Raw genomic sequence first — 12,742 nt, forward strand, 5'->3', positions numbered from 1 at the left:
GATCAACGGGGAGGGCGAAACGCCATCCCGCGACGGGCGCGGGATGGAAGCAGCCGGTTCAGACCTTGCGCACGAACTCGGACTTGAGCTTCATCGGGCCGATACCGTCGATCTTGCAATCGATATCGTGGTCGCCGTCGCACAGGCGGATGTTCTTGACCTTGGTGCCGACCTTGACCACCAGGGAAGTGCCCTTGACCTTGAGGTCCTTGATCACGGTGATGGTATCGCCGTCCTGCAGCACATTGCCTACAGCATCTTTCTTCACGGTTTCATCACCGGCTGCTTCGGTCTCGCCGTTGGCGGACCACTCATGGGCGCATTCCGGGCAGATCAGCTGGGCGCCGTCTTCGTAGGTGTATTCGGAATTGCATTTCGGGCAGGGTGGCAACGTGCTCACTAAGGCTCCTTGAAAGTCAGGATGGCTAAAGGGCGCACATTATATAGGGTTTATTGCGAGGGAGGACGCAGTCTTGAGCTGGCAATACAAACTAAATGTGGGAGCGGGCTTGCTCGCGAAAGCGGATTTCAGTCAGCACATATACCGACTGATACACCGCTTTCGCGAGCAAGCCCGCTCCCACACAAGCCCTTTCCTACATAGGGCCGGATCAGTGAGTGCGGGCTACCGCAAACTCACTCAGCTCGACCAAGGCGTCCCGGTATTCGCTGGCTGGAATCACTTCCAGGCACTGGATGGCACGGGCGACGAAGTCACGCGCCAACTGAGCGGTGTAATCCAGCGAGCCCGAAGCTTCAACGGCGGCACGGATGGCCTCCAGGTCTTCGATCCCGCCTTTCTGGATCGCCTTGCGCACCAGGGCTGCCTGTTCCGGTGTGCCTTCGCGCATGGTGTAGATCAACGGCAGGGTCGGCTTGCCTTCGGCCAGGTCGTCACCCACGTTCTTGCCCAGGGTTTCGGCGTCGCCACGGTAGTCGAGCAGGTCGTCCACCAGTTGGAACGCCACGCCCAGGTGATCACCAAAGGTGCGCAGCGCTTCGGCCTGTTCGGCGGTGGCGCCACACAGCGCTGCGGCACTGTGGGTCGAGGCTTCGAAGAGCATCGCGGTCTTGCCGCGAATCACTTCCATGTAGGTTTCTTCGGTGGTGCTGGCGTCGCGGACCTTCGACAGCTGCAACACTTCGCCCTCGGCGATGATGCGTGTGGCCTGTGAAAGAATCTTCATCACTGGCATCGAGCCCAGCTCGACCATCATTTCGAAGGAGCGCGAATACAGGAAGTCACCCACCAGTACGCTGGGGGCATTGCCCCACATTGCGTTGGCGGTCTCGCGGCCACGGCGCATGCCGGACATGTCGACCACGTCGTCATGCAGCAGGGTAGCGGTGTGCAGGAACTCAATGGTGGCGGCCAAGAGGCGCAGGTCATCGCCCTCACGGCCCAGGGCCTTGCCGCACAGCAACACTAATAAAGGACGCAGGCGTTTGCCGCCCGCCGACGTAATGTAGTCGCCGATTTTGGAGACCAGCGGCACTTTAGATGTCAGCTGCTGCTTGATGATGCCGTCGACGGCGCTAAAATCGTCCGCGACCGCGCGGTAGAAAGCTTGGGGTTGCATCAGCGACAGTCGCTCCAGAAGGGTTGCGCGGCATGCTAGGACCCTGACCCCCGGGTGTCAAGGCGCGATAGACGGCCCCTTGCAACACCCCTTTACCTTGCGTACAATCGCGCACCCTGAACTTCCTGGGCAGCACCTGCCTTACGCAATTGCATTCGGGACGTCCATCCCATGCAGCCATGCCAGCCAATACCTCTTCTTATAAAGCGCTGGGTGAGCAGGATTATCGGAGAAATACCATGTCGTACGCAGTAATTGTTACTGGTGGCAAGCAATACAAAGTCGCCCCAGGTGAATACCTGAAGATCGAAAAACTGGAAGTCGCTACTGGCGAATCCGTGACTTTTGATCGCGTTCTGTTGGTCGCCAATGGCGATGACGTGAACATCGGCGCTCCAGTTGTTGCTGGCGCTACCGTTGTGGCTGAAGTGATCTCCCAAGGTCGTCACGATAAAGTCCGCATCATCAAGTTCCGTCGTCGTAAGCACCACATGAAACGTATGGGCCACCGCCAGTGGTACACCGAGATCAAAATCACCGGTATTCAGGCTTAATTTCAGCCTAATTCCTCACTAGGAGAATTGACTCATGGCACACAAAAAAGCTGGTGGTAGTACCCGTAACGGTCGCGACTCAGAAGCCAAACGCCTTGGCGTGAAGATGTATGGCGGCCAGAAAATCATTCCGGGCAACATCATCGTGCGTCAGCGCGGCACCCAATTCCACGCCGGTTACGGTGTAGGCATGGGTAAAGATCACACTCTCTTCGCGAAAATCGAAGGCGTGATCAAGTTTGAAGTAAAAGGCGCGTTCAACCGCCGTTACGTGAGCGTTGTCGCAGCTTAATTGCGAGATCGCTGGAAAAGCCCTGTCTTGCGACGGGGCTTTTTCGTTTGTGGGGTGAGTCTCTTGCAAAGCTGTTTGTAATGGGCGCAAGCCGCCGCATTTGCGGCGGTTGCTTGAGGTCGCTACGCTCATTTTTGCAAGAGTCTTATGTCTTGGTTTCTTAAGCTCGTCCACGCGACGAGAGGCGTTTTGTTATGAAGTTCGTTGATGAAGTTTCCATCCGAGTAAAAGCAGGCGACGGCGGTAACGGTTGCATGAGTTTCCGTCGCGAAAAATTCATCGAAAACGGTGGCCCCAACGGCGGTGACGGCGGTGACGGCGGTTCCATCTACATGATGGCCGACGAAAACCTCAACACCCTGGTCGACTACCGTTACACCCGGCACTTCGATGCCGAGCGTGGCTCCAACGGCGGCAGCACCGACTGCACCGGTAAAAAAGGCGAAGACCTGGTACTGCGCGTACCGGTCGGCACCACCATCATCGACTCTGCCACCCAGGAAGTGATCGGCGACCTGACCAAGGCCGGCCAGAAGCTGATGGTTGTGCAGGGCGGCTGGCACGGTCTGGGCAACACCCGATTCAAGTCCAGTACCAACCGCGCGCCGCGCCAGACCACTCCAGGCAAGCCGGGCGAACAGCGTGACCTGAAGCTGGAAATGAAAGTATTGGCCGACGTGGGCCTGTTGGGCCTGCCGAACGCCGGTAAAAGTACCTTCATCCGCTCGGTCTCGGCCGCGAAGCCGAAAGTTGCCGACTACCCGTTCACCACCCTGGTGCCCAACCTGGGCGTGGTCAGCGTTGACCGCTGGAAAAGCTTCGTGATCGCCGACATTCCCGGTCTGATCGAAGGTGCTTCCGATGGCGCAGGCCTGGGGATTCGCTTCCTCAAGCACTTGTCCCGTACCCGTCTGCTGCTGCACCTCGTGGACATGGCGCCACTGGATGACACCAGCGCACCGGATGCCGCCGAAGTGATCGTCAGCGAACTGACCAAGTTCAGCCCGTCCCTGGCCGAGCGTGATCGTTGGCTGGTGCTGAACAAGTGCGACCAGATCCTCGAAGAAGAGCACGAGGCGCGCGTCAAGGAAATCGTCGACCGCCTGGAGTGGGAAGGCCCGGTCTACGTGATCTCGGCCATCGCCAAAGAAGGCACCGAGCGCCTGACCCGCGACATCATGCGCTACCTGGAAGACCGCGCCGACCGCCTGGCGGCCGACCCGGTGTTCAAGGCCGAACTGGCCGAACTCGATCAGCGCATCGAAGACGAAGCCCGCGCCCAGCTGCAGGCCCTGGACGACCAGCGTGCCTTGCGCCGCAGTGGCGTGAAGTCGGTCCACGACATCGGCGACGACGATTGGGACGAAGAAGACGTGGATGATGAAGACGGTCCGGAAATCATTTACGTGCGCGACTGATCCGTTGCAGTAAACTTGAACGCCGCTCCCTGGAGCGGCGTTTTAGTATCCGGGTTTAACGTTATGGGCCGCGCTGGGTCGCGCAGCCCTCAATCTAAGGTTGAAGATGATGCGGAGCAAAGTGACAGGTGCGCAGCGCTGGGTCGTAAAGATCGGAAGTGCGTTGCTGACGGCGGATGGCAAAGGTCTGGATCGCGCAGCCATGGGCGTCTGGGTCGAGCAAATGGTGGCCTTGCATGAGGCCGGTGTGGAGCTGGTGCTGGTGTCGTCCGGGGCCGTTGCCGCCGGGATGAGCCGCCTCGGCTGGACCGCGCGACCCAGCGCGATGCACGAACTGCAAGCCGCCGCCGCCATCGGCCAGATGGGCCTGGTGCAAGCCTGGGAATCCAGCTTTGCCGAGCACGGCCGCCACACGGCGCAGATCCTGCTGACCCACGACGATCTGTCCGACCGCAAGCGCTACCTCAACGCCCGTAGCACCCTGCGCGCGCTGGTAGAGCTGAAAGTCATCCCGGTGATCAATGAAAACGATACCGTGGTCACCGACGAAATCCGCTTTGGCGACAACGACACCCTGGCCGCCCTGGTGGCCAACCTGGTGGAAGCCGATCTGCTGGTGATCCTCACCGACCGCGACGGCATGTTTGACGCCGACCCGCGCAACAACCCCGATGCCCAGTTGATCTTCGAAGCCCGCGCCGATGACCCGGCCCTGGACGCCGTGGCCGGCAGCGTCGGCGGTGCCCTGGGCCGTGGCGGCATGCAGACCAAGCTGCGTGCGGCACGCCTGGCAGCGCGCTCTGGTGCCCACACCATCATCGTGGGTGGGCGCATCGAGCGTGTGCTGGACCGTCTCAAGGCCGGCGAGCGCATCGGTACGCTGCTGTCGCCGGAACGCGGGATGCTGGCGGCGCGCAAACAATGGCTGGCCGGTCATCTGCAAACCCGTGGCACCCTGGTGCTGGATGATGGCGCGGTGTCGGCGTTGTCCCAGGGCAACAAGAGTTTGCTGCCGGTGGGCGTCAAGCTGGTGCAGGGCAGCTTCCGCCGTGGTGAGATGGTGGTGTGCGTTGCGCCGGATGGCCGTGAGATCGCCCGGGGCCTGGCCAACTACAGCGCCTTGGAAGCGCAGAAAATCATTGGACAATCTTCCGATGCGATTGTCGGATTATTGGGTTACATGGCGGAACCTGAGTTGGTCCACCGCGACAACCTGATCCTGGTCTAACCAAAGGAATACATGATGCGCGTGATAAAGGGATTGCTCGGCCTGCTGCTGGCCATGCCACTGCTGGCCTCGGCCGAAGAAATCGGCCAGGTGTCGACCGTATTCAAATTCGTCGGCCCCAACGACCGGATCGTTGTCGAAGCCTTCGATGACCCCAAGGTCGACGGCGTGACCTGTTACCTGTCGCGCGCCAAGACTGGCGGCGTCAAAGGCGGCCTGGGCTTGGCTGAAGACCGCGCCGAAGCCTCGATTGCCTGCCGCCAGGTGGGCCCGATCCGCTTCAAGGGCGAGCTCAAGGATGGCGACGAAGTGTTCAAGGAGCGCACCTCCCTTGTGTTCAAGACCATGCAGGTGGTGCGCTTCCTCGACAAGAAGCGCAACACCCTCGTTTACCTGGTGTACAGCGACCGTTTGATCGAAGGCAGCCCGCAAAATGCGGTGACCGCCATACCGATTCTGCCCTGGCCGACCGCTCAGTAACCCGCAGGCGAGTTTTGTCATCGACGTCTATGATTGCAGGCTTGCGGGTTGTAATCTCAAAGCGCCGCAATGCGAAGAACATGGGATATCTGGAGTTCGTCATGAGTGCTTTCCACGACCTGAAACTCAAAGCTTTGGACGGACAAGAGCTGCCATTGGCGCCCTTCAAGGGGCACGTTGTGCTGGTGGTGAATGTGGCCTCCAAATGTGGTTTGACCCCGCAATACGCGGCCTTGGAAAACCTCTACCAGCAATACAAGGATCAGGGGTTTACCGTGCTTGGCCTGCCGTGCAACCAGTTTGCCGGCCAGGAGCCAGGCACCGAAGAGGAGATCCGCGAGTTCTGCAGCTTGAACTACGGCGTGACGTTCCCTTTGGGCAGCAAGCTCGACGTCAATGGCCATGACCGTCATCAGCTGTACCGCTTGCTGGCGGGTGAGGGCGCTGAGTTTCCAGGCGATATCACCTGGAACTTTGAAAAATTCCTGCTGGGCAAGGATGGGCGCGTACTTGCCCGTTTCTCTCCCCGTACCGCACCGGATGACCCCACCATCGTCCAGGCCATCGAAAAAGCCCTGAGCTGACACTATCCCTGTGTAGGAGCCGGCAAGCCGGCTCCTACAGGATTGCGCCGCTTTTACCCCTTAATCACCCAAATCAATAGTGCTATCCAACACGCTGCACTCTCCATATTATCCACATCATAAATCCCTCTGACGTGGAGTGCTCCCATGCCTGTGCAAGCCTTGTTCAAACCCTTCCAGCTCGGCGCATTGCAACTGTCGACCCGTGTCGTGATGGCGCCGATGACCCGCTCGTTCTCCCCGGGTGGCGTACCCAACTCCAAAGTCATCGAGTACTACCGTCGTCGCGCCGCAGCCGGTGTGGGCCTGATCATCACCGAAGGTACGGTGGTGGGGCACCCGGCTTCCAATGGCTACCCGAACGTGCCGCACTTCTACGGCGAAGCCGCCTTGGCTGGTTGGAAAAAAGTGGTCGACGCCGTGCACGCCGAAGGTGGCAAGATCGTCCCGCAGCTGTGGCACGTGGGCAGCGTGCGCCGTATCGGTACCGAGCCGGATGCCAGCGTGCCGGCTTACGGTCCGATGGAAAAGCTCAAGGACGGCAACGTGGTCGTCCACGGCATGACCCAGCAAGACATCAAGGACGTGATCAACGCCTTCGCCCAAGCCGCCAAGGATGCCCAGAGTATCGGCATGGACGGCGTGGAGATCCACGGTGCCCACGGTTACCTGGTGGACCAGTTCTTCTGGGAAGGCAGCAACCAGCGCACCGACGAATACGGCGGCAGCCTGGCCAACCGCTCGCGCTTTGCCATCGAACTGATCCAGGCCACCCGCGCCGCTGTCGGTCCGGATTTCCCGATCATCTTCCGTTTCTCCCAGTGGAAGCAGCAGGACTACACCGCACGCCTGGTGCAAACCCCGCAAGCGCTGGGTGAGTTCCTCAAGCCGTTGGCCGACGCCGGTGTGGATATTTTCCACTGCTCCACCCGCCGTTTCTGGGAGCCCGAATTCGAAGGTTCCGACCTCAACCTGGCCGGCTGGACCCGTCAGCTCACCGGCAAGCCGACCATCACCGTGGGCAGCGTCGGCCTGGATGGCGAGTTCCTGCAGTTCATGGTCAATACCGACAAGGTCGCGCAACCGGCCAGCCTGGAAAAGCTGCTGGAGCGTTTGAACAACGACGAGTTCGACCTGGTCGCCGTGGGCCGTGCCCTGCTGGTGGACCCGGATTGGGCGCTGAAGGTGCGTGAAGGTCGCGAGGGTGACATCCTGCCGTTCAGCCGTGAAGCGCTGACGACCCTGGTGTAAGTGGCTCGACTCCCTGTGCTCGCACAGGGAGTCTTGTCGCCTTAGCGGTTAATATTGCGGCCCTTTGTACAGCTCTCTAGTGCGATCGATTTTATGCGGGTCGACTTGCCCAGGCTGGCCGTAGACAGGGGGTTCAGCTCGAGATTTATCCAAGACGTGTTGCTGGCGCGCCCATTCGGCGTTTGGCATGTTGACGCCATTACGTACACCCATTCCATAAGCTGACATTTTTCGTATCTCCGTCAATTGAAGAGCCTGCTTGAATCGCAGGTATCAATAATTGGCGTTCAGCGCTATCGGAGTTCCTGATGTAAACATAGGGAAAGACTTAACGCTTCATTGCACGAAAGGCTGCGTAGGAAGCGCAAAGTTTTCGCCGCACACCCCGCGCAACTGCCGCTCAAACTGCTCGATAATTGCCGGCCAGCCTTGCCGGCTGGCATGTTGCCGGGCATTGAGGCGCATGCGACGCAGGCTTTCGGCGTCTTCCAACAGCCAGTTGGCGGCATCGCAGAACGCACCTTCGTCCCCGGGCATCGCCAGCACACCGTTGTAGCCATGGCGAATATGCTGGGTCGCTGCGGCCTGGTCGTAGGCCACCACTCCCAACCCCGACGCCATGGCTTCCAGCACCACATTGCCGAAGGTTTCCGTCAGGCTGGGAAACAGGAACACGTCACCTGATGCGTAATGCCGCGCCAGCGCTTCACCGCGCAAGGTGCCGCAGAAAATCGCCTCGGGCAGTTCCTTCTCCATGGTGGCCCGTTGCGGCCCATCGCCGACGATGATCAGTTTCATCTGGCGCATGGGGTAGGTGTCTTGCAACGTCTCGAAGCACCGCTTGAGCAACCCTAGATTCTTTTCCTGCGCCAATCGCCCCACATACAGCACAGCGGTTTGCTCGTCGTTCAAGGCCCAGCTTTCACGCAGCGCACTGTCGCGCTTGGCCGGGTGGAACAACTGGCTGTCCACACCGCGTGACAGCATGCCCAAGCGCTCGAAGTGCCGGCGCTCCAGTTCCAGGCGCTGGCTGGCGCTGGGCACCAGGGTCAAGGTCGAGCGGTTGTGAAACCAGCGCAAGTAATGGGTGACCATCCGGCTCAACACACTCAAGCCGTATTGGTTGGAGTACTGCTGGAAGTTGGTGTGAAAGCCACTGACCACGCTGATGCCCAAGCGCCTGGCTGCGCGCAGGGCAGACAGTCCCAGTGGCCCTTCCGTGGCGATATACAGCACATCCGGGCGCTGGCGCGTCCAGCGCCTGAGCAACTTGTGCATCGACGACTGGCCCCATTGCAAGCCGGGGTAACCCGGCAATGGCCAGCCACGACACAGCAGCAATTCGTCGTCGCTGGGGCGGCTCTGGTCGCTGCCCTGGCGTGGGCGTACCAGCTCGACTTGATGGCCGCGTGCGCGCAAACCCTCGCACAGGCGGCCAAGGGTATTGGCCACCCCGTTGATTTCTGGCGGGAAGGTTTCGGTAATAAGGGTGATGTGAAGCGAGGCTGTCGTCATGACCCACAGTGTCACCGTGGGCCATGTCGTCATTGTGTCATCGGGATGATGGATTTATGACGGGGTCACTTTTTTCTGCTGTGCCATCGCCTCGGCACCTTGTTCGCGCACCCAGAACAGCGTGGCCCCGGCCACTGCCGCCGGCATCATCAGCAGGTTGACCACCGGCACCAGCAGCACCAGGTAGACAATCCCGCCGAAGCTCATGCTCTGCCAGCGCTTCTGGCGCAGCCAGGCGAGCATCTCGTTCCAGCCCAGCTTGTGGTTGTCGGCCGGGTAGTCGATGTACTGGATCGCCATCATCCACACGCCGAACAACAGCCACAGCGGTGCGGCGACCAAGTTGACCACCGGGATGAACGACAGGATAAACAGGCCGATGGCCCGTGGCAGGAAGTAGCCCAGCTTGCGCATTTCGCGGGCCAGGGTGCGCGGCACCATGGCGATCAGTTCGCCCCAGCTGAAGGCTGGGAAGTCATCCGTGCCGCGCACCACCACCTCAACCTTCTCCGAGAGAAAACCGTTGAACGGCGCGGCGATGATGTTGGCCAGCATGGTGAAGGTGAAAAACACCATCAACACCACCAGCACCACAAACAGTGGCCACAAGAGGTAATTCAGAAAACCCAGCCAACTGGGTAGCGTCGGCATCAAATGGTCGACCCACAGGCTGAACTGGTGGCCGGCGAAATAGATCAAGCCGACGAACAGCACCAGGTTGATCGCCAGCGGCAGCAGCACAAACAGGCGCAGGCCAGGGCTCAGCACCAGTTTGAGGCCTTCACGCAGGTATTGCGGGCCAGAAAGAGCAGGGGCGGGCATGGAGAACTCCGAGCAAAGGGACGAACGCGCCGACCTTACCGGCTTTGCTGAACAGGCGAAAGTCACGACATCAGCAGTAACAAACCCATCGATCAACCGGGTCGACTGCATAGAGACCACCTATGAGCTGGATTGTTATTCCGTATTTCCTTAATCTTGCCCCCCTCTATACGCTGCACCCATTATTTTCAGGACGTGCGAGTTCAAGCCTTCCCCAAGTGCTTCGCGGTCCTTTTTTATTCCAGCCGCCCTGTTGCCCGGGTGGTCGATAGGAGTGAGTCATGTCTGATACCCGTCATTCGCGAGTGATTATTCTCGGTTCCGGCCCTGCCGGTTACAGCGCTGCGGTCTACGCTGCCCGGGCCAACCTCAAGCCGCTGCTGATCACCGGCATGCAAGCGGGCGGTCAGTTGACCACCACCACCGAAGTCGACAACTGGCCGGGCGACGTCCATGGCCTGACCGGCCCGGTGCTGATGGAGCGCATGAAAGAGCATGCCGAGCGCTTCGAAACCGAGATCGTCTTCGACCACATCAACAAGGTCGACTTCTCCAAGAAGCCTTACAGCCTGACCGGCGACAGCGGCGTCTACACCTGTGACGCCCTGATCATCGCCACCGGCGCCAGCGCTCGCTACCTGGGCCTGCCATCGGAAGAAGCGTTCATGGGCAAGGGCGTTTCCGCTTGCGCAACCTGCGACGGTTTCTTCTACCGCAACAAGCCGGTCGCCGTAGTCGGCGGGGGCAACACCGCCGTGGAAGAGGCACTGTACCTGGCCAACATCGCCAGCACCGTGACCCTGGTTCACCGCCGCGAGACCTTCCGTGCCGAGAAGATCCTGATCGACAAGCTGCACGCCCGTGTCGCTGAAGGCAAGATCATCCTCAAGCTCAATGCCACCCTGGACGAAGTCCTGGGCGACAACATGGGCGTGACCGGTGCCCGCCTGAAAAACAACGACGGCAGCTTCGACGAACTGAAAGTCGACGGCGTGTTCATCGCCATCGGCCACACCCCGAACACGTCGCTGTTCGAAGGCGTGCTGGAAGCCAAAGACGGCTACCTGGTGGTGCAGGGCGGCCGTGAAGGCAACGCCACTGCCACCAACATCGAGGGCATCTTCGCCGCCGGTGACGTGGCTGACCACGTGTACCGCCAAGCCATTACCTCGGCCGGCGCCGGTTGCATGGCAGCCCTGGATGCCGAGCGTTACCTCGATGGGTTGAAGGACGCTGCGTTCTAAACCCGTTGAAATAAAAAAACCGGCTGAGAGGCCGGTTTTTTTATGCGCGTGATTTGATGATCACCGCAGTTCAAATGTGGGAGCGGGCTTGCTCGCGAATGCTGAGTGTCAGTCACCGAATAAGTCGACTGATCCACCGCTTTCGCGAGCAAGCCCGCTCCCACATTTTTATCTATGTCTGACTCAGAATTTGCGGGTCAGTGGCTGTGCAGTGAACTTCACACCGGCCAGGCCGTGCGCGATCAACGCACGAATGTTGCCATGGTCGCTGCCTTCCGGCGTGGCCACCACCGAACGATAATGCTCACCAAACGCCAGCAGCGCTTCCTGGTCGTTCAAACCTTCCAGCAACGCCAGGCCCAGGGTCTTGCACGAGCCTTCGTTCTGCCCGGCCGCGTTATCCACAGGACCGTTGGTGAACGCTTGCGGCTGGTAGTCGTAACCGGCAGCGACAAACGCCAGGGTGTCGGCAAAAACGTGTTCGCCGCTGTTGAGGCTGGCGCGCAGGGTGTTCAAGTCAGTCATGGGGTTTTCCTTTGGCAAACGCCGCCTGTTGGTCGGCGCTGGCTTCTTTCTGATAGTGGGCTTTCCATTCGGCGTACGGCATGCCGTACACCACTTCGCGGGCGTCATCGAGGCTCAGCTCGATGTGGCGTTCGTCGGCCTCGGCCTTGTACCACTTGGACAAGCAGTTGCGGCAGAAGCCCGAGAGGTTCATCAGGTCGATGTTCTGCACATCCTTGCGGCTGTCCAGGTGCGCCACCAACCGGCGGAAGGCGGCGGCTTCGAGTTCGAGGCGTTGTTGATCGTTCATAGGGCTCACGCAGGTTCAGGGGTTAGCGGCTGGCCGCCAGGGTAATCGACACCGACTCGGCAAAGCGCAGCGCATGGGGCTTGTCCACTTCGACTTCGGCATACAGCACGGACTCGTTGCTCATCACCAGGTCCAGCAGTTCCTGGGTCAGGCGCTCCAGCAAGGCAAAGCGGTTGCCTTCGACGTGGGCAATGATCGCCTTGGTGATGGTGCGGTAGTTCAGCGCGTGATCGATATCGTTGTCACGCACGGCTTCCTGCGCGGCATACAGGATGGTCAGGTTGATCAGCACGTCCTGCTTGTTGAGGATCTCATCTTCGTTGATGCCGATGTATGTGCGCAGGCACAGGTCCTTGACCCGGATGCGCGCCATGCCTGGTTGAAGTTGTGGCATTGCTACTTGCTCCGTCCAATCAGTTGCAGGAACTCCATGCGCGTGGTGTTCGACTCGCGGAACGCGCCGAGCATCACCGAGGTGTTCATGGTTGAATTCTGTTTTTCCACGCCGCGCATCATCATGCACATATGCTGCGCCTCGATCACCACCGCCACACCGGCCGCCTGGGTGACGCTCTGGATGGCGTCGGCGATTTGCCGCGTGAGGTTTTCCTGGATCTGCAGGCGCCGTGCGTACATGTCGACAATGCGCGCCAGTTTCGACAGGCCCAGCACTTTGCCTGTCGGAATGTAGGCCACATGAGCCTTGCCGATGAAGGGCAGCAGGTGATGCTCGCACAGCGAATACAGCTCGATGTCCTTGAGGATCACCATCTCGTCATTGTCGGAGGTGAACAGCGCGCCGTTGACGATGGTTTCCAGGTTCTGCTCGTAGCCATGACACAGGTACTGCATGGCCTTGGCGGCGCGCTTGGGCGTGTCGAGCAACCCTTCGCGCTCCGGGTCTTCGCCCAGGCTTTTGAGGATCTCGCGGTAGTGTTGGGGCAGGGACAAGGTCATACA

At 60.1% G+C, this 12,742-nt stretch carries 16 protein-coding genes; 8 read left to right on the plus strand and 8 right to left on the minus strand.

Annotated features, from left to right (window positions below; genetic code table 11):
• Nucleotides 1-58 precede the first annotated feature (58 nt).
• Nucleotides 59-400, minus strand: a complete 342-nt coding sequence (locus HX803_RS22450) for a zinc ribbon domain-containing protein YjdM (RefSeq protein WP_178923619.1) — start codon at nt 398-400, stop codon at nt 59-61.
• A 211-nt stretch (nt 401-611) separates the two neighbouring features.
• On the minus strand, nt 612-1,580 hold the full coding sequence (locus tag HX803_RS22455; protein ID WP_176996946.1) for a polyprenyl synthetase family protein: 969 nt from the start codon (nt 1,578-1,580) through the stop codon (nt 612-614).
• 239 nt (nt 1,581-1,819) lie between these two features.
• On the opposite strand from HX803_RS22455, the gene rplU reads away from it, so the two are divergent.
• From rplU to HX803_RS22490, 7 genes are all read left to right on the plus strand, one after another.
• A complete protein-coding gene (gene rplU / locus HX803_RS22460) occupies nt 1,820-2,134 on the plus strand; it encodes a 50S ribosomal protein L21 (RefSeq protein ID WP_007950961.1) in 315 nt (104 codons plus the stop codon).
• A gap of 34 nt (nt 2,135-2,168) precedes the next feature.
• Complete coding sequence (gene rpmA, locus HX803_RS22465; RefSeq protein ID WP_003176049.1) at nt 2,169-2,426, plus strand: 50S ribosomal protein L27; 258 nt, start codon at nt 2,169-2,171, stop codon at nt 2,424-2,426.
• 194 nt (nt 2,427-2,620) lie between these two features.
• Nucleotides 2,621-3,844: an Obg family GTPase CgtA gene (gene cgtA / locus HX803_RS22470; RefSeq protein ID WP_176996947.1), complete on the plus strand. Its 1,224-nt coding sequence runs from the start codon at nt 2,621-2,623 to the stop codon at nt 3,842-3,844.
• Nucleotides 3,845-3,953: 109 nt separating this feature from the next.
• Nucleotides 3,954-5,072, plus strand: coding sequence for a glutamate 5-kinase (proB, locus tag HX803_RS22475; RefSeq protein ID WP_178923621.1), 1,119 nt, complete (start codon nt 3,954-3,956; stop codon nt 5,070-5,072).
• A 15-nt stretch (nt 5,073-5,087) separates the two neighbouring features.
• Nucleotides 5,088-5,552: a CreA family protein gene (locus HX803_RS22480; RefSeq protein WP_058425718.1), complete on the plus strand. Its 465-nt coding sequence runs from the start codon at nt 5,088-5,090 to the stop codon at nt 5,550-5,552.
• Nucleotides 5,553-5,653: 101 nt separating this feature from the next.
• Complete coding sequence (locus HX803_RS22485) at nt 5,654-6,136, plus strand: glutathione peroxidase (protein ID WP_178923623.1); 483 nt, start codon at nt 5,654-5,656, stop codon at nt 6,134-6,136.
• Between the two features lie 147 nt (nt 6,137-6,283).
• A complete protein-coding gene (locus tag HX803_RS22490; RefSeq protein WP_178923625.1) occupies nt 6,284-7,387 on the plus strand; it encodes an NADH:flavin oxidoreductase in 1,104 nt (367 codons plus the stop codon).
• Nucleotides 7,388-7,723: 336 nt separating this feature from the next.
• Here HX803_RS22490 and HX803_RS22495 read toward each other — a convergent pair whose 3' ends face one another.
• On the minus strand, nt 7,724-8,902 hold the full coding sequence (locus HX803_RS22495; RefSeq protein WP_178923627.1) for a glycosyltransferase family 1 protein: 1,179 nt from the start codon (nt 8,900-8,902) through the stop codon (nt 7,724-7,726).
• 54 nt (nt 8,903-8,956) lie between these two features.
• Nucleotides 8,957-9,724: a sulfate transporter CysZ gene (gene cysZ / locus HX803_RS22500; protein WP_178923629.1), complete on the minus strand. Its 768-nt coding sequence runs from the start codon at nt 9,722-9,724 to the stop codon at nt 8,957-8,959.
• A 281-nt stretch (nt 9,725-10,005) separates the two neighbouring features.
• Between cysZ and trxB the strand changes: the two genes are divergently transcribed.
• A complete protein-coding gene (gene trxB, locus HX803_RS22505) occupies nt 10,006-10,968 on the plus strand; it encodes a thioredoxin-disulfide reductase (RefSeq protein WP_025858049.1) in 963 nt (320 codons plus the stop codon).
• 183 nt (nt 10,969-11,151) lie between these two features.
• Here trxB and HX803_RS22510 read toward each other — a convergent pair whose 3' ends face one another.
• The 4 genes from HX803_RS22510 to folE are packed head-to-tail and all read right to left on the minus strand — an operon-like array spanning nt 11,152 to nt 12,739.
• A complete protein-coding gene (locus HX803_RS22510) occupies nt 11,152-11,493 on the minus strand; it encodes a HopJ type III effector protein (RefSeq protein WP_178923631.1) in 342 nt (113 codons plus the stop codon).
• Complete coding sequence (locus HX803_RS22515; RefSeq protein WP_178923633.1) at nt 11,486-11,782, minus strand: DUF1244 domain-containing protein; 297 nt, start codon at nt 11,780-11,782, stop codon at nt 11,486-11,488. The genes HX803_RS22510 and HX803_RS22515 overlap by 8 nt, the downstream gene beginning before the upstream one ends.
• Nucleotides 11,783-11,804: 22 nt before the next feature.
• Nucleotides 11,805-12,176, minus strand: coding sequence for a dihydroneopterin triphosphate 2'-epimerase (gene folX, locus HX803_RS22520; RefSeq protein WP_003176029.1), 372 nt, complete (start codon nt 12,174-12,176; stop codon nt 11,805-11,807).
• A gap of 2 nt (nt 12,177-12,178) precedes the next feature.
• Nucleotides 12,179-12,739 (minus strand): GTP cyclohydrolase I FolE, encoded by a 561-nt coding sequence (gene folE, locus HX803_RS22525; RefSeq protein ID WP_176996954.1) that lies wholly within the window; start codon nt 12,737-12,739, stop codon nt 12,179-12,181.
• Nucleotides 12,740-12,742: the final 3 nt, after the last annotated feature.

This window comes from Pseudomonas sp. P7548, from assembly GCF_013386585.1.
Taxonomy (GTDB): Bacteria; Pseudomonadota; Gammaproteobacteria; order Pseudomonadales; family Pseudomonadaceae; genus Aquipseudomonas.